The 23,418-nt window shown below is 74.1% G+C and carries 16 protein-coding genes and 3 pseudogenes; 15 read left to right on the top strand and 4 right to left on the bottom strand.

What is annotated here, in order from left to right:
- Positions 1-218 precede the first annotated feature (218 nt).
- Positions 219-1,034: an RNA polymerase sigma factor WhiG gene (whiG, locus tag GCU69_RS14860; protein WP_235978489.1), complete on the top strand. Its 816-nt coding sequence runs from the start codon at positions 219-221 to the stop codon at positions 1,032-1,034.
- Between the two features lie 335 nt (positions 1,035-1,369).
- Here whiG and GCU69_RS14855 read toward each other — a convergent pair whose 3' ends face one another.
- On the bottom strand, positions 1,370-1,816 hold the full coding sequence (locus tag GCU69_RS14855; RefSeq protein ID WP_098754468.1) for an Lrp/AsnC family transcriptional regulator: 447 nt from the start codon (positions 1,814-1,816) through the stop codon (positions 1,370-1,372).
- 438 nt (positions 1,817-2,254) lie between these two features.
- Between GCU69_RS14855 and pdhA (GCU69_RS14850) the strand changes: the two are divergent.
- From pdhA (GCU69_RS14850) to GCU69_RS14800, 10 genes and pseudogenes are all read left to right on the top strand, one after another.
- Positions 2,255-3,386: pseudogene (gene pdhA / locus GCU69_RS14850) on the top strand (pyruvate dehydrogenase (acetyl-transferring) E1 component subunit alpha); the annotation flags it as partial.
- A gap of 379 nt (positions 3,387-3,765) precedes the next feature.
- Entirely contained in the window at positions 3,766-4,773 is a 1,008-nt protein-coding gene (locus GCU69_RS14845) for an alpha-ketoacid dehydrogenase subunit beta (RefSeq protein ID WP_098752843.1), read from the top strand.
- The gene (locus GCU69_RS14840; protein ID WP_156206309.1) at positions 4,773-6,749 is read left to right on the top strand and encodes a dihydrolipoamide acetyltransferase family protein; all 1,977 of its coding nucleotides are present in this window, start codon (positions 4,773-4,775) and stop codon (positions 6,747-6,749) included. The genes GCU69_RS14845 and GCU69_RS14840 overlap by 1 nt, the downstream gene beginning before the upstream one ends.
- A 283-nt stretch (positions 6,750-7,032) precedes the next feature.
- Positions 7,033-7,395: pseudogene (gene mobA / locus GCU69_RS34955) on the top strand (molybdenum cofactor guanylyltransferase); the annotation flags it as partial.
- Between the two features lie 606 nt (positions 7,396-8,001).
- A pseudogene (locus GCU69_RS34950) lies at positions 8,002-8,523 on the top strand (DUF6457 domain-containing protein); the annotation flags it as partial.
- An 803-nt stretch (positions 8,524-9,326) separates the two neighbouring features.
- Complete coding sequence (locus tag GCU69_RS33730) at positions 9,327-11,003, top strand: molybdopterin molybdotransferase MoeA (protein ID WP_328629997.1); 1,677 nt, start codon at positions 9,327-9,329, stop codon at positions 11,001-11,003.
- A complete protein-coding gene (locus GCU69_RS14815; RefSeq protein ID WP_098752840.1) occupies positions 11,000-12,103 on the top strand; it encodes a potassium channel family protein in 1,104 nt (367 codons plus the stop codon). The genes GCU69_RS33730 and GCU69_RS14815 overlap by 4 nt, the downstream gene beginning before the upstream one ends.
- A gap of 9 nt (positions 12,104-12,112) precedes the next feature.
- Complete coding sequence (locus tag GCU69_RS14810; RefSeq protein ID WP_156206308.1) at positions 12,113-13,096, top strand: NAD(P)H-quinone oxidoreductase; 984 nt, start codon at positions 12,113-12,115, stop codon at positions 13,094-13,096.
- 119 nt (positions 13,097-13,215) lie between these two features.
- A complete protein-coding gene (locus GCU69_RS14805) occupies positions 13,216-13,569 on the top strand; it encodes a hypothetical protein (RefSeq protein WP_143671167.1) in 354 nt (117 codons plus the stop codon).
- Positions 13,570-13,666: 97 nt separating this feature from the next.
- Positions 13,667-14,233: a bacterial proteasome activator family protein gene (locus GCU69_RS14800; protein ID WP_098752837.1), complete on the top strand. Its 567-nt coding sequence runs from the start codon at positions 13,667-13,669 to the stop codon at positions 14,231-14,233.
- A gap of 325 nt (positions 14,234-14,558) precedes the next feature.
- Here the strand turns inward: GCU69_RS14800 and GCU69_RS14795 are convergent, their stop codons facing one another.
- Positions 14,559-16,271: a protein kinase domain-containing protein gene (locus tag GCU69_RS14795; RefSeq protein ID WP_156206307.1), complete on the bottom strand. Its 1,713-nt coding sequence runs from the start codon at positions 16,269-16,271 to the stop codon at positions 14,559-14,561.
- Positions 16,272-16,689: 418 nt separating this feature from the next.
- Here GCU69_RS14795 and GCU69_RS14790 point away from each other — a divergent pair, with 418 nt between their 5' ends.
- The gene (locus GCU69_RS14790; RefSeq protein ID WP_098752835.1) at positions 16,690-18,300 is read left to right on the top strand and encodes a protein kinase domain-containing protein; all 1,611 of its coding nucleotides are present in this window, start codon (positions 16,690-16,692) and stop codon (positions 18,298-18,300) included.
- Positions 18,301-18,595: 295 nt separating this feature from the next.
- On the opposite strand, the gene GCU69_RS14785 is transcribed toward GCU69_RS14790, so the two are convergent.
- Both GCU69_RS14785 and GCU69_RS14780 read right to left on the bottom strand, forming a co-directional pair.
- Positions 18,596-19,657 (bottom strand): phosphotransferase, encoded by a 1,062-nt coding sequence (locus GCU69_RS14785; protein ID WP_156206306.1) that lies wholly within the window; start codon positions 19,655-19,657, stop codon positions 18,596-18,598.
- 322 nt (positions 19,658-19,979) lie between these two features.
- Entirely contained in the window at positions 19,980-20,606 is a 627-nt protein-coding gene (locus GCU69_RS14780) for a response regulator transcription factor (protein WP_156206305.1), read from the bottom strand.
- A 345-nt stretch (positions 20,607-20,951) separates the two neighbouring features.
- On the opposite strand from GCU69_RS14780, the gene pdhA (GCU69_RS14775) reads away from it, so the two are divergent.
- The 3 genes from pdhA (GCU69_RS14775) to GCU69_RS14765 all read left to right on the top strand — a co-directional run.
- On the top strand, positions 20,952-22,100 hold the full coding sequence (gene pdhA / locus GCU69_RS14775; RefSeq protein ID WP_098752830.1) for a pyruvate dehydrogenase (acetyl-transferring) E1 component subunit alpha: 1,149 nt from the start codon (positions 20,952-20,954) through the stop codon (positions 22,098-22,100).
- 1 nt (position 22,101) lies between these two features.
- A complete protein-coding gene (locus tag GCU69_RS14770) occupies positions 22,102-23,103 on the top strand; it encodes an alpha-ketoacid dehydrogenase subunit beta (protein WP_098752829.1) in 1,002 nt (333 codons plus the stop codon).
- A 20-nt stretch (positions 23,104-23,123) separates the two neighbouring features.
- A partial coding sequence (locus GCU69_RS14765; protein WP_328629996.1) for a biotin/lipoyl-containing protein occupies positions 23,124-23,418 on the top strand: 295 nt, incomplete at its 3' end.

Below are 23,418 nucleotides of genomic sequence, written 5' to 3'. Positions count from 1 at the left end.
CGACCGGGACGGCGCTCAGCCAGGCCGTTCCGGCGGAGGAGACGGAAACCTCACTGGCGGCGCTGAAGGCACGGCTCCGGCGCGAGGGCGCACCCGCCGCGGCTCTCCCGGACGGTGCGGAGGCCCGGCCGGCCGGCGCCGTGCCCGCCCGCGCCCTCGCGCTGCGGGCGGCAGGCACCGCGGAGGTGGACGGCTCCTCCCGTGCCGGACGGTCCGCCGTGTCCGTGGCGGCTCCCGGCGGCACGGACAGCGCTGTTCCCGAGACCCCCGGCGCCCCCACGACAACCGGTGAGCTGTGGCGGTCGTACGGGGCGACGGGAGACGAGCGGTTGCGGGAACAGCTGATCCTGCACTACTCGCCGCTGGTCAAGTATGTGGCGGGCCGGGTCGCCGTCGGCCTTCCGCCCGGCGTCGAGGCCGACTTCCTGTCCAGCGGAGTCGTCGGGCTCATCGACGCCATCGAGACGTACGACCCGGAGCAGCGGCCGGTGCGGTTCGAGACGTACGCCGTGACCCGTATCCGCGGTGCGATGCTCGACGAGCTGCGGGCGCTGGACTGGCTCCCCCGGTCGGTGCGGCAGCAGGCCCGCAGCGTCGAACGGGCCCATGCCACGCTGGAGTCGTCGCTCGGCCGCAACCCGTCCGACGCGGAGGTGGCCGCCGAGCTGGGCATCGGCCCGGATGACCTGCAGCAGATCTTCGGTCGGCCCTCCCCGGCGGACGTCGTGGCCCTGGAGGAACTGCTGCACGCGGGCGTCGAGGGCGGCCGGTCCGGGCTGACGGACATGCCGGTGGGCACCGGCGCGGACGACCCGGTGGAAGTGGCGGAGGAGCGGGAGCTGCGGCGCCTGCTGGCACGGGCCGTCAACACCCTGCCGGAGCGGGAGAAGACCGTGGTGACTCTTTTCTACTGGGAGGGACTGACATTCGCCGAGATCGGCCGGGTCCTCGGCGTCACGGAGAGCCGGGTGAGCCAGATCCACACCAAGTCGGTGCTCCAGCTGCGGGCGAAGCTGTCGGACAGCGGCAGCTGACCAACTCTCCCGGGCCGTTCCCCGGCCGGCCGACGGAAGCTGCCCGCCCGTCGGCCGCTGCCCGCCGACCTGTGGCCGACCGGCGATTGCACCTGCCGCACCGACCGCCGCCCGCCGACCGGCCGTTGACCTGCGGCCGACCGCCGAGGATGCCTCCGATCACCGGGCCCCCGATCACCGGGCCCCCGATCACCGGCCCGCGGCGGACCGTCGGCCGCGGACCGGTGCACACGGACCGGTGCACAGGGCATCGGCGCGCTCGGCTGTCCGCCCCCTCGGGCGTCGTATCCGGGAGCCGGAGGGCGGTCGGGAAGCTGTCCGGGCGCCGTCGGCCGTTACGGCTCGGGGCCGAGGTCCGTTTCCTCGAAGACCAGCAGCGTCCGCGTGCTCAGCACCTCCGGGATCGCCTGGATGCGGGTCAGCACCAGTTCCCGCAGCGCCCGGTTGTCCTCCGTGTGCACCAGCAGCAGTACGTCGAAGTCCCCGCTGACCAGCGCGATGTGCACCGCGCCGGGGAGCGCCTGGAGCTGTGCGCGGACCGTGCGCCAGGAGTTCTGGACGATCTTCAGGGTGATGTACGCCGACGCGCCCTGACCCGCGCGTTCGTGGTCCACGCGGGCGCTGAAGCCGCGGATCACGCCGTCGTCGATGAGCCGGTTGATGCGGGCGTAGGCGTTGGCGCGGGACACGTGCACCTGTTCCGCCACCGCTCGTATCGACGCCCGGCCGTCCGAGCGCAGGATGTGCAGGATCTCGCGGTCTACGGCGTCCAGCGGCCGCACGGGCGGGCGCGGCGGCTCGTCGGCCGGTGCGGGGCGCGACGGATCGTCCCACGCCGCCGGTGCTGCCCGCGCCGCCCGTGTTGCCGGGGGCGGGGTGTCCGGAGCCGTGGCGCTCGGAGGAGGGGCGGCGTGAGGCGCGGCGCCCGGGGGCGGGGCGCCCGGAGGGGAGGCGTCCGGGGGCGGGGCTTCCGGACGCGTCGGTTCTGTTGTGCCGGCCGGTTCGGCCATCCGTTCATCCGGCATGCCCGTGCGGCACCTCCTCCTGGACGTCCTGCTGTCATCCCAGCCTGTGGAGAACCGTTTGTCCACAGGCTGGGGTCCCCTGTAGCCAAAATGCGCCCGCGACCGAACAATCGGTAGGGGAGTACAACACGCTCCGTGCCCGGATGCCGCCGTCCCCGCCCCACCGGGCAGGGGAAGCCCAGGAGGTGCACCGCCATGACGGTCCTGCAGCAGACTGGATCACACCAGTCCACCCAGCCGGCCCCGCCTCCCGCCTGGCGGCCGCGCACCGATCCCGGTCCCCTGCTGCCGGACTCCGAGCCGTATCGCGTGCTGGGCACCCCGGCCGCCCGCGACGTCGATCCCGAGCTGCTGGGGCGGCTGTACGTCCAGCTGGTCCGGGGCCGCCGGTTCAACGCGCAGGCCACCGCCCTCACCAAGCAGGGCCGCCTCGCCGTCTATCCCGCGAGCACCGGGCAGGAGGCCTGCGAGGTGGCGGCGGCCCTCGTCCTGGAGGACCGCGACTGGCTCTTCCCCAGCTACCGGGACACCCTGGCCGCCGTCGCCCGCGGCCTCGACCCCGTACAGGCGCTGACCCTGCTGCGCGGCGACTGGCACACCGGGTACGACCCGCACGAGCACCGGATAGCCCCGCTCTCCACCCCCCTGGCCACCCAGCTTCCGCACGCGGTCGGGCTGGCGCACGCGGCCCGCCTCAAGGGTGACGACGTGGTGGCGCTGGCCATGGTCGGCGACGGGGGCACCAGCGAGGGCGACTTCCACGAGGCGCTGAACTTCGCGGCCGTCTGGCGGGCCCCGGTCGTCTTCCTGGTGCAGAACAACGGCTTCGCCATCTCCGTACCCCTGGCCAAGCAGACCGCCGCCCCGTCCCTCGCGCACAAGGCCGTCGGTTACGGCATGCCGGGCCGGCTGGTCGACGGCAACGACGCCGCCGCCGTGCACGCCGTCCTCGCCGACGCCGTGCGCCGGGCACGGGAGGGCGGCGGACCGACCCTCGTGGAGGCGGTGACCTACCGCATGGAGGCACACACCAACGCCGACGACGCCACCCGTTACCGCTCGGACGAGGAGGTCGAGGCCTGGCGCGCCCACGACCCCCTGGCGCTGCTGGAGTCCGAGCTGCGGGGCGCCGGCCGCTGGGACGACGAGCAGGCCGACGCCGCCCGCGCCGGGGCCGAGGAGATGGCCGCCGGTCTGCGGGAGCGGATGAACGAGGAACCGGTGCTCGACCCGATGGACCTGTTCGGGCACGTGTACGCGGAGCGGACGCAGCAGCTCCGCGCCCAGGCCGAGCAACTGCGCGCCGAGCTCGACGCCGCGGAAGAAGCGGAACAGCCGGAACAGCCGGAACAGGCGGAAGAAGCGGGACAGGCAGGACAGGCGGGAGAAGCGGCACAGGCAGGACGGGCGGGAGAAGCGGCACAGGCGGGACGGGCGCACCGGGCCGAGCAGGACAGCCGGGGCAACCGGGGCGACCGGGCCAACCGGGGCGACCGGCCCGGGCGGGACGCCCCGGCCGGCCGGTCCGGGGAAGCGGGACGGTCCGGAGAGGCCGGAGGTTCGGGGGAAGCCGGAGAAGCCGATGGCGCTCGGAAGACGGGGGAGTGACCGCAGTGACCACACAGACCACCACACAGACCACCACACAGGCCGCCACCCGGGCGGCCCGGAAGCCGGCCGGCGCGACGGCCCGCAAGCCCGCCACCATGGCGCAGGCCCTGGGCCGTGCGCTGCACGACGAGATGGCCGCCGACCCCACGGTGCACGTCCTGGGCGAGGACGTCGGCACGCTCGGCGGGGTCTTCCGTGTCACCGACGGGCTCGCGGCGGCCTTCGGCGACGAACGCTGCACGGACACGCCCCTCGCCGAGGCGGGGATCCTGGGCGCGGCCGTGGGCATGGCGATGTACGGGCTGCGGCCGGTCGTCGAGATGCAGTTCGACGCCTTCGCCTATCCGGCGTTCGAGCAGCTCGTCAGCCATGTCTCCCGGATGCGGAACCGTACGCGCGGTGCCATGCCGCTGCCGATCACCGTGCGCGTGCCGTACGGCGGCGGCATCGGCGGGGTCGAGCACCACAGCGACTCCTCCGAGGCGTACTACATGGCCACTCCGGGCCTGCACGTCGTCACCCCGTCCACGGTTGCCGACGCGTACGGGCTGCTGCGCGCGGCCATCGCCTCGGACGACCCCGTCGTCTTCCTGGAGCCCAAGCGGCTGTACTGGTCGAAGGCCGACTGGTCACCGGAGGCCCCCGAGCCCGTCGCCCCGATCGGCCGCGCCGCCGTCCGGCGCACGGGGCGCTCCGCGACGCTCATCTCCTACGGCCCCTCCGTGCCCGTCTGCCTGGAGGCGGCGGAGGCGGCGCGCGAGGAGGGCTGGGAGCTGGAGGTCGTCGACCTGCGGAGCCTGGTGCCGTTCGACGACGACACGGTGTGCGCGTCGGTCCGCCGGACCGGGCGGGCCGTGGTGGTGCACGAGGCCACCGGCTTCGGCGGCCCCGGGGGTGAGATGGCCGCCAGGATCACCGAGCGCTGCTTCCACCACCTGGAGGCGCCGGTGTTGCGGGTGACCGGTTTCGACATTCCGTATCCGCCGCCCATGCTGGAGAAGCACCATCTGCCGGGCGTGGACCGGATCCTCGACGCGGTGGCCCGGCTCCAGTGGGAGTCGGACTTCACCGCGGGCGGCTCCGGCCGGGAAGGGGCGCACTGATGCCCGTGGTCCGAGAATTCGCGCTGCCCGACCTCGGCGAGGGGCTGACCGAGGCGGAGATCGTCCGCTGGCTTGTCGAGGTCGGCGACGTCGTCCGTGTCGACCAGCCGGTTGTCGAGGTCGAGACGGCCAAGGCGATGGTCGAGGTCCCGTGCCCGTACGGGGGTGTGGTGACGGCCCGCTTCGGTGAGGAGGGGACGGAGCTGCCGGTGGGGGCCGCCCTGCTGACGGTGGCGGTCGGCGCCGAGGCACCCGTGGCGGGCGGGGAGGCCGGCACCGGGGGCACGGATTCCGGTGCGGGGGGCGCGGCAGACCGCGGCGGAAACGGCCCGGGAGCGGGGGCGGCTCCCGCTTCCGGCGGCCGCGGCGGTCCCGGCCGGGACGGGGGCCGCTCCGGTGTGCCGGCTGCGGACCCGGAGGCGGAGGGGTCCGGGAACGTCCTCGTCGGTTACGGCACAGCCGCCCCCGCGGCGCGGCGCCGACGGGTCCGCCCGAACGGACCGGCCGGAGAAGCCGAGGTGCGCGGTGACCGGGAGTCCGCGGCGTCCGGCGGCGGCCGGTCCGGCCCGGTCGAGCGGGACGGGAGCACGCTTCCCGAGGGCGGCGCGTGGCCGCCGCAGGAGGGCCCGGCAGCCCAGCGGCCCGGCGGCGCGCCGCGAGGGGTTCGGGCGGGCGGCCCCGGTGGTGTGCACGGCGACGGTGGAACAGCCGCCCCCGGCACGGCCGCGGCGGAGCCGTCGGGCGGAGACCCCTCCGAGGCCGCGTCCGAGTTCTGGCAGCCGCTGGACGGCATCGAGGGCCGTGCGCCCGGGGCCGGAACGGCACGGTCCGAAGGGGCCGCGGCCGGCCGGGGCGGACCGGACCGCACCGTCACCGGGGGCCCGGTGGCCGTCATCTCCCCGCTGGTGCGGCGCCTCGCCCGCGAACACGGCATCGACCTGCGGCGGTTGGCCGGCTCCGGGCCCGACGGGCTGATCCTGCGCGCCGATGTCGAGCGCGCCGTGCGGTCGGGAGCCGGAGGGCCCGGCGCGGCCGCGCGGGACACGCGCGGCGGGACCGACAGCCCGCCCGCCGAGCCGTACGCCGTGCAGGGGCCGATGGACGCCGACCCGCGCGGGCAGAGCCGCACGGCAGTTCCGGCAGGACACGCCGGCGAGGCCCGTACGGGGACGGAGCCGTTCGCGGACGCCGTGCCCGGCTCGCCGGCCGGGGCGGAGCCGGTGGCGGGGGCGGGGCCCGGGCAGCGGCCGGTGGAGGAGGCGCCGTCCGGGGACGGGCGGGGCCTGCGTTCCGACCGGGTGCCGTTGCGCGGCGTGCGCGGCGCCGTGGCCGACAAGCTGTCCCGCAGCCGGCGGGAGATTCCGGACGCCACCACCTGGGTGGACGCCGACGCGACCGAGCTGCTGGCGGCGCGGGCCGCCATGAACGCCGCGGGCGGCCCCAAGATCTCCCTGCTGGCCCTGATGGCGCGGATCACCACGGCAGCGCTCGCCCGGTATCCGGAGCTGAACTCCACCGTGGACGCGGAGGCCCGCGAGGTCGTAAGGCTGCCGCGGATCCACCTCGGTTTCGCCGCACAGACCGACCGGGGTCTGATGGTGCCGGTGGTCCGCGACGCCCATCTGCTGGACGCGGAAGGGCTGTCGCGGGAGTTCGCCCGGCTCACGGAGGCCGCCCGCTCGGGCCGCCTCACCCCCGCCGAGCTGACCGGAGGCACCTTCACGCTCAACAACTACGGCGTCTTCGGCGTCGACGGCTCCACCCCGATCATCAACCACCCGGAGGCCGCGATGCTCGGCGTCGGCCGGATCGTGCCGAAGCCGTGGGTGCACGGGGGCGAACTGGCGGTCCGGCAGGTGGTGCAACTGTCGTTCACCTTCGATCACCGGGTCTGCGACGGCGGAACGGCGGGCGGCTTCCTCCGTTACGTCGCGGACTGCGTCGAACATCCGGCGGTGCTCCTGCGCACGCTGTAGCTCCGGGCGCGTCCGGGTGAGTCCGGGTGAGTCCGGACGCGCCCGGGCGGGTCCGGACCCGCCCGGATGGGTCCGGGTGGGTCCGGGCGGGTCGGGATGCTTTCCGGGCGCTTCCGGGTGTCCGTCGTCCTCGCGCCGGTGACCGGGGTTACGGGAGCGCGCCCGCGTGCTCCGCAGGGGCGGGGGTTCCGAAGCGGCCGGGTGGCCTCCGGGGCAGCGGGCCGCAGCCGGGGCTGCCGACCCGGCAGCGGGTAAGGGCCCGGCGCCCGGAGATACTCGGGGCATGACTGTGCAGGTGTACGACGCCGTGGTGCTCGCCGGCGGTGCCGCCAAACGGCTCGGCGGGGCCGACAAGCCCGGGCTCCGGGTCGGCGGGCGGCCGTTGCTGGACCGGGTGCTGAGCGCTTGCGACGACGCGGCCCGCACCGTCGTCGTCGGCGCCCGCCGTCCGACGGCGCGCCCGGTGCGCTGGGCGTACGAGAACCCGCCGGGCGGTGGCCCGCTCGCCGCGCTGGACGCCGGGATCCGGCATGTCACCGCCCCGGTCGTACTGGCGCTCTCGGCCGACCTGCCGTTCCTGACACCGGACACGGTGGGCGCGCTGCTGGCTGCCTTGGACGGCCTGGACGACCGGAACGCCGTGGACCGGGCCGTCCTGGACGACCGGGAGGCCGTGGAGGGCGCCGCCGTGGACGAGCGGGATCACGGGACCACCGTGGACGACCGGGATGACCGGGCGGCCGTCGGCAACCGGGAAGAGGCCGCCGCCCGTGCGGACGGCACCGCCCGGCCCCCGGGCCCGGCAGCCGGGCGGTCCCGTGCCGTACGTCCGGACGGCACGCCCGGTGCCGGGGGTTCCGGTGGTGCGGGTGCTGAGGGCACGCCTGGTGGCGGGGGTTCCGGTGGGGCGGGTGCCGAGGGCACGCCTGGTGGCGCGTTCGGTGAGCGGGGTTCCGGTGGCACGTCTGGTGGTTCGTCCGGTGAGCGGGGTTCCGGTGGCACGCCCGGTGGTGCGTCCCGTGGTGCGTTCGGTGACCGGGACCCTGGCGGCGCGTTCGGTGACCGGGATCCTGGTGGCACGCCCGGTGGCGCGTTCGGTGACCGGGATCCTGATGGCACGCCCGGTGGCGCGTTCGGTGACCGGGGTTCCGGCGGTGCGTCCGGTGCCGTGCGTTCTGCGGCCGCGCGTTCGGGTACCGGGCGCGCAGGCGGTGCGCCCGGTCGTCGGGGTGGTCCGGCCCGCCCGCAGGGCCCCGACGGTGTGCTGCTCACCGACGCCGAGGGCCGTGACCAGCCGCTTGTCGCCGTCTACCGCACCGAGTCGCTGCGCCGCGAACTCGCGCTCGTGGCCACCGAGCACGGCGGTCTCGCGCATCTGCCCCTGCGTCTGCTGACCGCCGACCTCGACCTGCGCCGGCTGCCCGCCGAGGACGCCACCGCCTCCTTCGACTGCGACACCTGGGAGGACCTCGCCGCCGCCCGGGCCCGTATCAGGGACCATGGGCGTGTGCTGGACGAATGGATCACCGCAGTCAAGGACGAACTCGGGATCGAGTTGGACGTCGACACCGCCGCCCTGCTCGACCTCGCACGCGACGCCGCCCACGGGGTGGCCCGGCCCGCCGCGCCGCTCACCACGTTCCTCGCCGGGTACGCCGCGGCGCAGGCCGGTGGCGGCCCGGAGGCGGTGGCGGAGGCCGCCCGCAAGGCCGCCGCGCTCGCCGCGCGCTGGGCGGAGGAGTCCGCCGAGGACCCGGGAAAGACCACGGAATGACGAGCCCGGGCGGAGCGGACCGGGGCACCGGCCCGCGCACCGGCCGGGCCGGGCGCGCACCCGGCGCCGGTGGCGCGGGTCGCGAACCCGGTGCCGGTGGTGACGACCTCGACGAGGCCCTCACCATCGCCAACGAGGGACGCCGGCCGACCACGGCCGCCGCGCCGGAGCCACCCGAACCGGAACCGCTGCTTCGCGACTGGTTCGGCCCCGAACCGGCCGACGAGGCCCCACGCCCTCCGGCCGCCCGGGCACCGGAAGCGCCGGACGGCGGTCGCGGCGTGCCGGACGGTGGCAGCGGTGGTGCGGCCGGCCACCGGGACTCCGGTTCCCGCCCGCGGCGAGCCACCGAACGGAACGCCCGGCAGAACGCCGAACGGGACACCGGGCAGGGCATCGGGCAGAAGGCCGGGCCCGGCACCGGGCAGAACACCGAACATAACGCCGGACGGAACGCCGGTCGGAACACCGAGTGGGACGCCGGTCGGGAGGCCGGGTGCGCGCCGGGTGGGCCGGCCCGCCGCGCCGACGGCCGGAGCACAATTCCGGGTACGGAGGCCGCGGGCGGCCGATCCACCGGTACGGACGGCGGTACGGACCTCGGCACGGACACCGGAATCAACGCCGGCACGGACACCGGCCGTTCGTCGGCCCCGGCCCCGGCCACGGGAACAGGAACGACACCGGCCCCGGGAACGGGAACGGCACCGGGAACGGGAACGGCACCGGGGGTGGGCGCCCGTGACGAGGGACCGCCCGCGCGCCCGCGGCACGGTGCCATGCCCTGGAGCGAGGCGCGCGCCGTGGCTGCTCGCGCCGCGCGCGGGCCGCTCCCCGCCCAATTGCGGGAACTCGGGGACGCTCTCGGGCAGGTGCTGGCCGAACCGTTGACGGCGCTCACCGACCTGCCGTCCTTCGACTCCTCCGCCATGGACGGCTGGGCCGTCTCGGGGCCCGGGCCCTGGCGGCTCGTCGGCGCGGGCGGGCCCGGCATCCTGGCCGGGCACACCGGCGCCGCGCTGGAGGACGGCGAGGCCGTGCCGATCGCCACCGGTGCCCCCGTGCCCGCGGGCACCACCGCCGTACTCCGCAGCGAGCACGGCGAAGTCCACAGCGCGCGCCCCCCCGCCACGGATCAGCTCGGCACGGACAAGTCCGCCACGGACAAGCCCGCCACCGGGCAAAATGCCGCAGGGCCGCACGCCGAGAGGCAGAACACCACCCGCAACCACACCACCCCCAACCACACCACTCCCAACCACACCACCGGCACCGACGACAACGACACCACCGAGACCGGCCCCACCTCGCCCAGCGCCACTGCGACCGGCTCCACCTCGCCCAGCGCCACCGAGACCGGCTCCACCTCGCCCAGCGCCACTGCGACCGGCCCCACCTCGCCCAGCGCCACCCCGCACGGCCCCATCCCCCGTAGCCCTGCCCCGCACAGCCCCACCCCGCCCACCCCCGAGCGCCGCGTCCCCCACGATCGGCTGCACGCCCACCGGCCCCTCGCCCCCGGCCAGGACATCCGTCCGCGCGGCCAGGAGTGCCGCAGCGGCGACCGGCTGCTGCGCGCGGGGACGCGCGTCACGCCCGCCGTCCTCGGACTGGCCGCCGCCGCGGGATACGACACGCTGCGCACCGTGCGCCGCCCCCGCGTCGAGATCCTGGTCCTCGGTGACGAACTGCTGGACTCCGGACCGCCCCGCGACGGCCTCGTGCGCGACGCCCTCGGCCCGATGCTCGCCCCCTGGCTGCGGGCCCTCGGCGCGGAGGTGACCGGACCGCACCGGCTGGGCGACGACGCCGGGCTGCTGCGCCGCGCCGTCACCACCTCCACCGCGGATCTGCTCGTCACCACCGGTGGCACCGCGTCCGGGCCGGTCGACCACGTGCACCCGGTGCTGCGTTCCACCGGCGCGGAGCTGCTGGTGGACGGTGTCGCGGTGCGCCCGGGCCACCCCATGCTGCTGGCGCGGACGGCCCCCGGCCGGCATCTGGTGGGCCTGCCGGGCAATCCGCTCGCGGCCGTGTCGGGGCTGCTGACACTGGTCGAGCCATTGCTGCGCACGCTCTCGGGCCGAGCGGCGTGCGCCCCCGCACGGGCGCCGCTCGCCGAGGGCGTCACCGGGCACCCGCGCTCCACCCGGCTGGTGCCCGTCGCGTACCGCACCACCGAACCCACCACCCACCGCATCGACCACCGCACCACCGATCCCACCACCCGCCGCGCCGACGAGGGCAGGACCGGCCGCACCGCCGAACCCGCCCCCCACCGCGCCCCCCACCGCGCGGACGGCGGCAGCACCGGCCGGGACGACGCCGAGTGGGCGGTTCCGTTGCGGTTCAACGGACCGGCTATGCTCCGCGGGGTCGCCGCCGCCGACGGGTTCGCCGTCGTGCCCCCGGGCGGTGCCGAGCCGGGAGCCGTGGTGGAGGTCGTGGAACTCCCCTGGTTCGAAGGGGAGATCGAGTGAAGCTGCCAACCCATGACGCTGCCGCGTCGCGCGGCGAGCAGGATCCGACCAGTTTCCGCATCCAGCTGCCCCGCCGGGACACCGTGCGGCCGCTCCAGCAGGTGGCCCGGCGGCTGCTGATGGCGCTGCTGGTGCTGCTCGCGACCGTGCTGATCGTCTATCTGGACCGGGACGGCTACCAGGACAACGTCGACAAGGGCGTCGACTTCCTCGACGCTCTCTACTACGCGACCGTCACCCTCTCCACCACCGGCTACGGCGACATCGCCCCGGCGAGCGACAGCGCGCGGCTGGTCAACGTGTTGATAGTGACGCCGTTGCGCGTGATGTTCCTGATCATCCTGGTCGGCACCACACTCGAAGTCCTCACGGAACGCACCCGGGAGGAATGGCGGCTGGCCCGTTGGAGGACTGCCTTGCGTGACCACACCGTCGTCGTCGGCTTCGGCACGAAGGGCCGCTCGGCCGTGCAGACACTGCTCGCCAAGGGCCTGGTCAAGGACCGGGTCGTCATCGTCGACCCGAACAGCAAGGTGATCGACGCGGCGAACGCCGAGGGCTTCGTCGGCGTCATCGGCGACGCCACCCGCAGCGACGTGCTGCTGCGCGCCGAGGCGCAGAAGGCGCGGCAGGTCATCATCGCGACGCAGCGCGACGACACCGCCGTCCTGGTCACCCTGACCGCGCGTCAGCTCAACCGGGCGGCGAAGATCGTCGCCGCGGTCCGCGAGGAGGAGAACGCGCCGCTGCTGCGCCAGTCCGGTGCCGACGCGGTCATCACCAGCGCGAGCGCCGCCGGCCGGCTGCTCGGCCTGTCCATGCTCAGCCCCAGCGCGGGCACCGTGATGGAGGACCTGATCTCGCAGGGCAGCGGGCTCGATCTCGTCGAACGGCCGGTCGTCAAGGCGGAGGTGGGCCGCTCGGTGCGGGAGACCGGGGACCTCGTCGTCTCCGTGCTGCGCGGTCACCGGCTGCTCGGCTACGACGACCCGAAGGCGAGCCCGCTGCAGTCCACCGACCGTCTCATCACCATCCGGCGGGCCAAGGCGGCGCACGCCGCGGAGGCGGAGGAACGCCGCCCGCCGAGACCGGCGGAGTAGCCTCGCGGCATGTCTACGCACGCGATCACCATCCCCGAACCCGGCGGACCCGAGGCTCTGACCTGGGCCGAGGTGCCCGATCCCGTTCCCGGCGAGGGAGAGGTCCTGGTCGAGGTCGCGGCCAGTGCCGTCAACCGGGCCGATGTCCTCCAGCGGCAGGGCTATTACGATCCGCCGCGCGGCGCCTCCCCGTATCCCGGGCTGGAGTGCTCCGGCCGGATCGCGGCCCTGGGACCGGGTGTCTCCGGCTGGGCCGTCGGCGACGAGGTCTGCGCGCTGCTCGCGGGCGGCGGCTACGCCGAGCGGGTCGCGGTGCCGGCGGGACAGCTGCTGCCGGTGCCGGAGGGAGTCGACCTGGTCACGGCGGCCGCGCTGCCGGAGGTCACCTGCACGGTGTGGTCGAACGTCTTCATGATCGCCCATCTGCGCCCCGGTGACACGCTGCTCGTGCACGGCGGGTCGAGCGGCATCGGCACCATGGCCGTCCAGCTGGCGAAGGCGGTCGGCGCGAAGGTCGCGGTGACCGCGGGCAGCCCGGAGAAGCTGGAGCGCTGCCGTGAGCTGGGCGCCGACATCCTGATCAACTACCGCGAGGAGGACTTCGTCCAGCAGCTCCGCAAGGCCACGGACGGCGCTGGCGCGGACGTCATCCTCGACATCATGGGCGCCAAGTACCTGGACCGGAACGTGAAGGCGCTGGCGGTCAACGGCCGGCTGGCGATCATCGGGATGCAGGGCGGTGTGAAGGGCGAGCTGAACCTCGGCGCGCTGCTGACGAAGCGGGCCGCGGTCACCGCGACCTCGCTGCGGGCCCGGCCGCCGGAGGAGAAGGCGGCGATCGTCGCGGCCGTACGGGAGCACGTCTGGCCGCTGGTGGCGGCGGGCCGGGTGCGGCCGGTGGTGGACCGGACGGTGCCGATGCGGGACGCCGCCGAGGCCCACCGGGTGCTGGAGGGCAGCTCGCACGTGGGGAAGATCCTGCTGGTTCCGTAACGGGGCGCCCCCGCGGAGCAGGCCGCCCGATGTCCGAGATGCCGGGGATGTCGGCTCGTGTGACGCTGGACACGGTCATCATGCCGTTCGGCACGGGAGGGGGTCACCCTGTGGCTCCGGTGCTTCGCACGAAGTGGGTTCTGGGACTGCTGGTCGCCGCCGCCGTGGCGCCGGCGCCCGCGGTCCTCGCCCATGATCACTTCACCTCGGACCGGGGAAGACCGGTCGCCGCGCCCGCCTCGGTACGGACCGACGGGCACGCCCCCACCCGGGCCCCGGAGGCCCCGGCCCGGCAGCTCGCCGCGGATCCCGCGGACAGCGGCAGCCCACCGCAGGCCGGGCCGCCCGCCACCGTCGGCCCGCCGGGCACGGGCCAGGGCGGGGCCGGCGTCCAGGTGGGTGCCCTCGGCACCGGAATCCTGCTCGTCGGGCTCGGACTGGGCTTCCTCGGCATCCGGCTGCGATGGCGCTGAGGACGCGACGCGCGCCCCTTCCGGACGGCTCGCGCGCCCCGGCCCCGTGAGCCGGGGCCGAGCCCGCCCACCCCGCCCGGTGCGAGAGAATGGCGGCATGGAGATGCCGAGGAATGAACGGTCACAGGAGAATCCGCAGGTCCTCGTCGTAGGACCGGAGGGGATGGCTCTCGGCAGCGCCGGCCCGGAGGGCAGCGACGGCGAGGGCGAGGCCCGCGAGACCCCGGTGACGGAGATGGTGGAGCAGCCCGCCAAGGTCATGCGCATCGGCAGCATGATCAAGCAGCTGCTGGAGGAAGTGAAGGCGGCGCCTCTCGACGAGGCGAGCCGGGTCCGGCTGAAGGAGATCCACGCGGGTTCCGTGAAGGAGCTGGAGGACGGCCTCGCGCCGGAGCTGGTGGAGGAGCTGGAGCGGCTCTCGCTGCCCTTCACCGACGACGTCGTGCCCAGCGACGCGGAGCTGCGCATCGCGCAGGCGCAGCTGGTCGGCTGGCTGGAGGGCCTGTTCCACGGCATCCAGACGGCCCTCTTCGCGCAGCAGATGGCGGCCCGCGCCCAGCTGGAGCAGATGCGCCGGGCGCTCCCCCCGGGCATGATCGCGTCCGAGGGCGAGGAGGACGGCGCGAGCCCCGGCGGCGGCGCCCGCTCCGGCCCGTACCTCTGATCCCGTACCTCTGATCCCGTACTGCCGAACCTCGTACCTCTGAACCCCGCCGGGCCCTGCGCACGACCTTGCGCGCGAGTGTTGCTGAGCCTGCTGTTGAAATCCGTACGTACCCCCGAGCCCGTACGCACCCCCCGGCCGTACCGGCTGAGCCCGGCTCCGGAGCCCGTGCCTCCGGGCCGGTGCTCCGGGGGCGGTCTTACGGACGGGTCCGGGCGCCCGACGAGCAAAGACCGACGACCGACGACGCACGGCGCGGGGCCCGTACGCAGTTCGCGTACGGGCCCCGCGCCGTGCGGTGCCGCTGTGAGCGGCCGGGACGGCCCTACGGTGTCTTGCCGCTCGCCACGGTCAGCGTGATCTTGTCCTCTTCGGGGTTGAACGCCTCACCCTTGCGAGGGATCTGCTCGATCACCGAGTTCTTGCCCCAGAGGGAGTCCTCGTACTCGACCTCGTTGTACTTCCAGCCCGCCGCGTTCATGCAGTCCTTCACCGAGGACAGGTTCCGGGTGAAGAAGTCCGGCATCGAGACCGAGTCCTGGTCGTCGTAGTGCTCGTACGCGTCGGTGCACTTGTCCTCGTCGATGGTGCGGCTCTTGTCCTCCGGGACGGCCTTGCCGCTCTCCGGCTCGCTGTCCGCGTCACTGCCCGAACCGGAGTCCGTGTCCGCCTCCGTGCCGCCCGAGCCCGGATCGACCGGCTGGTTGGTCTGCCGGTCGTCGGCCTGCTTGCCGCCGTCGTCGCCGTTGTTCATGGCGATGGCGGTGATCAGTCCGCCGATCGCCAGCAGCGCCACCGCGATCGCGCCGACCACGACCGGCATGTTCTTCCTGCCGCCGCCGGCCGGGGCGCCGCCCGGTGCCATGACGTACGGCGGCGGGGTCTGCACCCCGCTGCCGTACGGGCCGGGTGCCGGGGTGCCGTAGCCGCCCATCGGCTGCGAGGCGGGCGGCGGGGTGGACGGGCCGAAGCCGCCCAGCTGGCCCGCGCCGGAGGCCGGCTGCGGCTGGTACGGGGTGTGCGGGTGCTGCGGGGCCGGGGTCTGCTGGTCGACCGGCGGGAAGACGGCGGAGCCGACCCCGGCGCCGCTGCGCGTGCCCGCGGCGCCGCTGACGATCTGCGGCCCGGCGCCCGTCGCGCCGCTGGAGGAGACCCGCGCGCACTCGTCGCGCATGGCCTCCGCGGTCGGGAAGCGCTCGTTCGGATTCTTCTTCAGCGCCCGGGCGACCAGCGCGTCGACGGCCGGCGGGATCGAGCTGTTGATGCTCGACGGGGCGACCGGCTCCTCCTGGACGTGCGCGTAGGCGATGGCCAGCGGCGAGTCCGCGTCGAAGGGGAGCCGCCCGGTGAGCAGTTCGAACAGCATGATGCCGACGGAGTACAGGTCGGAGCGGGCGTCCACACCGCGCCCCAGGGCCTGTTCGGGCGACAGGTACTGCGGGGTGCCGACGACCATGCCCGTCTGTGTCATGGATGTCACACCGGACTGCATGGCGCGCGCGATGCCGAAGTCCATGACCTTGACCACGTTGCGCTTGTTCATCATGACGTTGCCCGGCTTGATGTCCCGGTGCACCAGGCCCATCTCGTGGCTGACCTCGAGCGCCGCCAGCACGTCCGCCGCGATCTTCAGCGCCTTGTCGGTCGGCATCGCGCCGTACCGGGCGATGTCCTCGTCGAGCACGGAGCGCAGCGGGCGGCCCTCGACGTACTCCATGACGATGTACGGCATCTTGGCGCCGCCGTCGGTGTCCGGGAGGGTGTCCTCACCGGTGTCGAAGACGGAGACGATGTTGGTGTGCGAGAGCTTCGCGACCGACTGCGCCTCGCGCCGGAAGCGCTCCCGGAAGGCCTCCTCGCGGCCCAGCTCCGTGTGCAGCGTCTTGATGGCGACCTGCCGGTCGAGCACCGTGTCGTGGGCCAGGTACACGGAGGCCATGCCGCCCGCGCCGAGCAGGTCCCGGACCTGGTAGCGGCCGCCCGCGATCGAACGTCCCGGGCCTCCCGCAGCGCCGCCCTGCGCGCCGTCGTGACTCATGTGACTTACTCCCCCTCGGCGCACGGCCCTGCCAGGCCACGGTGTTCTCGGCGTGCTCGGTATTCCGGTGATCCGGTGTTCTCGGTGCGCTGCCCGACGTTCCCGGCGTACCGGCGTACTGATCGAACAGTGATTCCTGGCCAAGTCTGCCCCAGGGGTCGGGCACGTCAAGCCGCATGCCCGTTCCGTGACCGGATGGGCAAGAAGAGTTCGGGAAGTGTTACAAGGGCACCAGCGGATTTGCGTTCGTACACCAACGGCGGGTTTGATGGCCTGTCCATCACTGAAAGGTGCGCCACGCCGAGGCTGTAGCGTGCCTACCGGAAGCCCCTCGGGCTCCAGGGTCCGGCAGGCCCGGATCCAGGCAGGGGGACCCGGTTACCGCACAGATGCGGACAGAACACAACGGCGAGGACAGATGGCACAGACGCAGCGCGCCGGCGGCCCGTCCGAACCCGACGGAGGCGGCGGCGGCATGACCGAGACGCCGGAGATGTGGGGTAACGGCGGCCTGGTCGGCGACGGACGCTACCGTCTCACCCACCGCCTCGGCCGCGGCGGCATGGCTGAGGTCTTCGCCGCCGAGGACGTCCGTCTGGGACGCACCGTAGCGGTCAAGCTGCTCCGCTCCGACCTCGCCGAGGACCCGGTCTCCAAGGCCCGCTTCACGCGCGAGGCGCAGTCCGTCGCGGGCCTGAACCACCACGCCGTGGTCGCGGTCTACGACTCCGGCGAGGACACGGTCGCCGGCAACGTCGTGCCCTACATCGTCATGGAGCTGGTCGAGGGCCGGACGATCCGCGATCTGCTGCTCAACGCCGAGGCGCCGCCCGTCGACCAGGCGCTGATCATCGTCTCCGGCGTGCTGGAGGCTCTCGCCTACAGCCACCACCACGGCATCGTGCACCGCGACATCAAGCCCGCCAACGTGATCATCACCCATGGCGGCGCGGTCAAGGTCATGGACTTCGGCATCGCCCGCGCCCTGCACGGCGCGCAGTCCACCATGACCCAGACCGGCATGGTCATGGGCACCCCGCAGTACCTCTCCCCCGAGCAGGCCCTCGGCAAGACCGTCGACACCCGTTCCGACCTCTACGCCACCGGCTGCCTGCTCTACGAACTCCTCGCGCTGCGCCCGCCGTTCGTCGGCGAGACCCCGCTGTCGGTGGTCTACCAGCACGTCCAGGACAACCCGGTGCCGCCCTCGCAGCTGTCCGACTCGGTGCCGCCCGAGCTGGACGGGCTGGTCATGCGCTCGCTCGCGAAGGAGCCGGACGACCGGTTCCAGAGCGCCGAGGAGATGCGCGGCATGGTGCAGTACGCGCTGCGGATGCTCGGCGAGCGCGGTGGCTGGACCAGCACCTGGGACACCGGCCCGGTCACCCACGCCGGGGCCTCCACCCCCGCGATGGGCGGCGCCGCGATCGGCGGCGGCGCCCTGGCGCACCCGGGCCACAGCGACACCTCGCAGATCCCCGCCCCGCTGCTGGGCTCCCCGCGCGGTGACGACGGCGGGTACGACGGCGGTCCGCGCGGCAACGGCAACGGCGGTGCCGGCCGCGGCAAGTTGTGGCTGTTCATGGCGCTGGCCCTGATCGCGGTCACGGTCGGCGTGGTCATCGCGCTGCAGAAGGCCGACACGGGGAAGGGTGACAACCCGAACCCGAAGCCGTCGGACAGCCAGTCGCAGGAGGAGAAGCCGACGGAGACGCCCAGCGAGGAGCAGAGCTCCGAGGGCACCGGCGAGGAGCCGGGCACCGGCGACACGGGCGATGTGACGCCGACCGACGGCGGCACCGGCGACTGGAGCCCGTCACCGACGACGTCCCCGAGCGCCACCACCTCGCCGAGCGAGACCGAGGGCGACGGCGGTGCCGGTGGCGGCAACGGCGGCGGCGATCCGGACCCGAGCACCCCGACCCAGACCGGCGACGAGGGCGGCGGCCCCGGCGGCGACGACGGGGGCGGCGACCAGCCGACGACCCTGCCGACCGGTGGCGGCGGCGGCAACGAGGACGGCGAGTAGCCGCAGCACGCATCCCCGCCGGGTGCGGGCGCCCGGCCGTCCTCGGGGACGGAGGCGGCGGGTGGCCGCGGACTCGCGGCGGCGGGACCCGTGCCCTCGGCGGCCGATTCCCGGCACCCGCTGTCGTACGCGGGGCCTCCGTGCTGCCGTACGTGTCCTCCCGCTGTGGTACGCGGGGCCTCCGTGCTGCCGTACGTGTCCTCCCGCTGTGGTACGCGGGGCCTCCGTGCTGCCGTACGTGTCCTCCCGCTGTCGCGGGCGCGGTCCGCCCCCGCCGCCGTACGCGGCAGCCGAGTCAGCCGGTGAACGCCTGGCGCACGTCCTCGTAGCGCGTGGTCCACCAGACCGCCAGGGCGGCCGCCGCGGGGAACTGGTCGTCCGCGCGTCCGTCGTGCAGCTCGTAGCGCCAGCGCAGCATCCAGAAGTCGTTCAGGCGTTCCCACCACACCCGGTGCACGGCCGCCGCCAGCTCGTCCTGGCCCGCGCCGGTCGCGGCCCGGTATCCGCGTGCGTACGCGCGCACCTTCGCCAGGTCCAGCGTCCCCCGCGGCCGCACGAAGAAGATTGCGGCGGCCCGGACGGCCTCCTCCGCGCGGGGCTGGACGCCCAGCCGGTCCCAGTCGACGATCGCGGCCGGTTCGGTGCCCCGGTAGATGAGGTTCAGCGGGTGGAAGTCGCCGTGCACCCAGCCCGGGCGGGGCGCTTCGCCGGGGTCCGGGCGGCGGTGGGCGTGCTGCCGTAACAGGGCACGCCGCTCGGTGAGCCGGTGTTCGGCCAGCGCGTCGAAGGAGTCGGGGGCGCGCCGCCGCCGTACGCGCGCCAGCAGTTCGTCGATGAGCGCGTACGTGTCGGCGGGCTCGGCGCTCTCCTGAGCGGGCGGCCCCGCCGGATAGGTGGGGCGCCGCTGGCCCGGCAGCCGCAGCCTGCCCGCCGGAGCGGGGCCGGCCGGACCCGACGCGGGGCGGGGCACGTGGGCGGCGGGCGGCATGATCTGCTCCAGCGCGGTGTGCACCCGGCCGAGCAGGTTCCCCAGCCGGGCGGAACCGGCGCCGGTGAGCTGGGAGCCGTAGCGGTGCCGGCCCTCGACCCAGGGGTGCAGGGCGTAGCAGTGGCCGTCGAGGACGACGGTGGTGCGGCCGTCGGTGTCGGCGAGCGGCGGGGCGACGGGCAGGGCCAGCGCACCGAGCCGGACGGTGGCGGCGTGCTGGCGGGCGATGGCGGGGCTGTCGCCGTCGAGGTGGTGTTTGAGGAACCAGTGGCCACCGGTGGTGGTGAGCCGGTAGCCGCGGTTCAGCAGTCCCTGGGCGACGCGCTCGCAGGCGACCGGTTCGCCGGGCAGGCCGTAGCGGCGCAGCAATTCGGCGAGGGAGCCCGCGTCAGGGCCCGTGCCCGGGCCCGCGCCGGGGCTCGTGTCAGGACCCGCGCCCGGGCCGGGGCCGGCCGCTGCGGAGTCCGTACGAGGGGGCGGGGCGAGGCCCGGCGGGGGTGGGGCAACGGATGAGCGCGGCACTCGTCAGATGTTAGATCAGGCGGACCGCGGCCTCGCTCAGCTCGTGTCCTGGCTGCTCGGGCGGCTAGGATCGCCCGTCGCCCGTCGCCCGTCGCCCGTCGCCCGTCGCCCGTCGCCCGTCGCCCGTCGCCCGTCGCCCGTGGGGCCCTTGCAGCGTGCCCCGGGCCTTTCACGCCGGTGACCGCACCCGGCGCTCGGCCGAGAGCTTGGCGAGCAGGCCGGACACCACCTCGTGGACGACGTCCTCCCCGAGCCCCGTCCGGTCGGCGATGGCGCGGTTGCTCAGGCCCTCGCCGATCAGTTCCAGGACGGTCCGCTCCCGGCCGGTCAGCCGCGCCGTCCGGGTGGGCCCGCCGTTCCGCAGCCGCTCCAGCGCCCGGCCGGCGGCCTCCGGGTCGAGCAGCGTACGGCCCGCCGCGACATCGCGTACGGCCTCGACCAGCTCCCGGCTGTGCACCGCCTTGCGGACGCAGCCCGCCGCGCCCGCCAGCAGCGCGTCGGACAGCGCCTCCTCCGGGGCGAAGGACGTCAGCATCAGACAGCCGACCTCCTCGTCGAGGGCGCGGATCTCCCGGCACACCTCGACGCTGCCGCCGCCCGCCGGGCGGACGTCGAGCACCGCGACGTCCGGGTGCGCGGCGGGGATGCGGGCGAGCGCCTCGGCGGCGGTCCCGCAGGCGCCGACGATCTCGATGTCCGGCTCTCCGGAGAGCAGCCCGTGCACCCCTTGCCGTACGGCTTCGTGGTCGTCGACGAGGAAAACAGATATATGTGGCATACGTCCGTCTTTGCGCACGAAGCCAGTTTCCCATACGAAGTCTTCCCGTGCTCTTGTCCCCCGGGATAACGTGCCGTTGTCCCGGCAGGCTGCAAGGCTGTGACCAGTAGTTGTTCCCGACTTTCACGATTTACTTGGATATCCAAGCAAAATCGCAGGTCAGATGGGGTTTCGCAGGAATGCGCAACACTGGGTAACGTGCTCTCGCAGACCCTGTTCCGGGCGCCTGTCACGCCCGGTTCGAAGCAGCCGCACCCACCCCGTGCGCCGTTACGAAGCGGGTGAGCCTCCCCCCTGCCGTCGGTGAGGGGGACCAACGGGCCACCGGCGACCCCGGGGGCCGGACAGACGGAGGAGCACACCGTGACCGTGGAGAGCACGGCGGCGCGCAAGCCGCGCCGTACGACCAAGCGCGCCGGCGCGAAAAAGCCGCCGGACGCGACGAAGCCGGAGCTCGTGCAGCTGCTGACACCCGAGGGCAAGCGTGTCGAGCACCCGGACCACTCCATCGACCTGACCGACGACGAGCTGCGCGGTCTCTACCGCGACATGGTGCTCACCCGGCGCTTCGACGCCGAGGCCACCGCGCTCCAGCGGCAGGGCGAGCTGGGCCTGTGGGCGTCGCTGCTGGGCCAGGAGGCGGCGCAGATCGGCTCCGGCCGGGCGCTCCGGGACGACGACTACGTCTTCCCGACCTACCGCGAGCACGGCGTCGCCTGGTGCCGCGGGGTGGACCCGACGAATCTGCTCGGCATGTTCCGCGGCGTGAACAACGGCGGCTGGGACCCGAACAGCAACAACTTCCACCTCTACACGATCGTCATCGGCTCGCAGGCGCTGCACGCGACCGGCTACGCCATGGGCGTCGCCAAGGACGGCTCCGACGCGGCCGTCATCGCGTACTTCGGTGACGGCGCCTCCAGCCAGGGCGACGTCGCGGAGGCCTTCACGTTCTCCGCCGTCTACAACGCCCCGGTCGTGTTCTTCTGCCAGAACAACCAGTGGGCGATCTCCGAGCCCACCGAGAAGCAGACCCGGGTGCCGCTCTACCAGCGGGCACAGGGCTACGGCTTCCCGGGCGTCCGCGTCGACGGCAACGACGTGCTGGCCTGCCTCGCGGTCACCCGTTCCGCGCTGGAGCGGGCCCGCCGCGGCGAGGGCCCGACGCTGGTCGAGGCGTTCACGTACCGGATGGGCGCGCACACCACCTCCGACGACCCGACGAAGTACCGCCGGGACGAGGAGCGGGAGGCGTGGGAGGCCAAGGACCCGATCCTGCGGCTGAAGACGTATCTGACGGCCGAGGGCATCGCGGACGACGGCTTCCTCGCGGAGCTGGACCGGGAGAGCGACGGGCTCGCCCAGCGGGTGCGCGAGGCCATCCGGCTGATGCCCGACCCCGACACCATGGCGATCTTCGAGAACGTCTACGCCGACGGCCACGCCCTGGTGGACGAGGAGCGCGCCGAGTTCGCCGCCTACCAGGCGTCCTTCGCCGAGGAGGTCAGCTGACATGGCCGCTGACATCGCTGCCGGAAAGCCGCAGAAGCTCCCGCTCGCGAAGGCGATCAACGAATCGCTCCGCAAGGCGATGGAGAACGACCCCAAGGTCCTGATCATGGGAGAGGACGTCGGCAAGCTCGGCGGCGTCTTCCGGGTCACCGACGGCCTGCAGAAGGACTTCGGCGAGGACCGGGTCGTCGACACCCCGCTCGCGGAGTCCGGCATCGTCGGCACCGCGATCGGGCTGGCGCTGCGCGGCTACCGCCCGGTGGTCGAAATCCAGTTCGACGGCTTCGTCTTTCCCGCGTACGACCAGATCGTCACCCAGCTCGCCAAGATGCACGCCCGCGCGCTGGGCAAGGTCAAGCTGCCGGTCGTCATCCGCATCCCGTACGGCGGCGGCATCGGCGCGGTCGAGCACCACAGCGAGTCGCCCGAGGCGCTGTTCGCGCACGTCGCGGGCCTGAAGTGTGTCTCGCCGTCGAACTCCGCCGACGCCTACTGGATGATGCAGCAGGCCATCGACAGCGACGACCCGGTCATCTTCTTCGAGCCGAAGCGCCGCTACTGGGACAAGGGCGAGGTCGACACCGAGTCCATCCCCGGCCCGCTGCACCGGGCCCGTACCGTCCGCGAGGGCACCGACCTCACACTGGTCGCGTACGGCCCGATGGTGAAGGTCTGCCTGGAGGCGGCCGCCGCCGCGGCGGAGGAGGGCAAGTCCCTCGAGGTCGTGGACCTCCGCTCGATGTCCCCGATCGACTTCGACACCGTTCAGGGCTCGGTGGAGCGGACCCGGAGGCTGGTCGTGGTGCACGAGGCTCCGGTATTCCTGGGTACGGGCGCGGAGCTGGCCGCCCGGATCACCGAGCGGTGCTTCTACCACCTGGAGGCCCCGGTGCTGCGTGTGGGCGGTTTCCACGCGCCGTATCCGCCGGCCCGGCTGGAGGAGGAGTACCTGCCCGGGCTGGACCGGGTGCTGGACGCCGTCGACCGCGCGTTGGCGTACTGAGGGGCCGAGGAGCAGTGACGATGACGACGACTCAGCGCTTCCGCGAGTTCAAGATGCCGGACGTGGGCGAGGGGCTCACCGAGGCAGAGATCCTCAAGTGGTACGTGAAGCCGGGCGACAGCGTGACCGACGGACAGACGGTCTGCGAGGTCGAGACGGCAAAGGCGGCCGTCGAACTCCCGATCCCCTTCAACGGGGTGGTGCGGGAGCTGCACTACGAGGAGGGCGCGACGGTCGACGTCGGCGCCGTCTTCATTACCGTGGACACCGAGCCGGGCGCCGGACCCGAGACGGCCGCCCCGGCACCGGCGGAGG

Source organism: Streptomyces lycii, assembly GCF_009735685.1.
GTDB lineage: Bacteria > Actinomycetota > Actinomycetes > Streptomycetales > Streptomycetaceae > Streptomyces > Streptomyces lycii.
The sequence above is the reverse complement of the archived record's forward strand: the minus strand, read 5'-3'. Positions and strand labels throughout refer to the sequence as shown.

What these genes read in the sequence shown, in the direction of transcription:
- GCU69_RS14845 (WP_098752843.1), top strand. Translation starts at nt 3,766, where the DNA reads ATGGCGCAGGCCCTGGGCCGTGCGCTGCACGACGAGATGGCCGCCGAC.
- GCU69_RS14840 (WP_156206309.1), top strand. Translation starts at nt 4,773, where the DNA reads ATGCCCGTGGTCCGAGAATTCGCGCTGCCCGACCTCGGCGAGGGGCTG.
- GCU69_RS14810 (WP_156206308.1), top strand. Translation starts at nt 12,113, where the DNA reads ATGTCTACGCACGCGATCACCATCCCCGAACCCGGCGGACCCGAGGCT.
- GCU69_RS14800 (WP_098752837.1), top strand. Translation starts at nt 13,667, where the DNA reads ATGGAGATGCCGAGGAATGAACGGTCACAGGAGAATCCGCAGGTCCTC.
- GCU69_RS14795 (WP_156206307.1), bottom strand. Translation starts at nt 16,271, where the DNA reads ATGAGTCACGACGGCGCGCAGGGCGGCGCTGCGGGAGGCCCGGGACGT.
- GCU69_RS14790 (WP_098752835.1), top strand. Translation starts at nt 16,690, where the DNA reads ATGGCACAGACGCAGCGCGCCGGCGGCCCGTCCGAACCCGACGGAGGC.
- GCU69_RS14770 (WP_098752829.1), top strand. Translation starts at nt 22,102, where the DNA reads ATGGCCGCTGACATCGCTGCCGGAAAGCCGCAGAAGCTCCCGCTCGCG.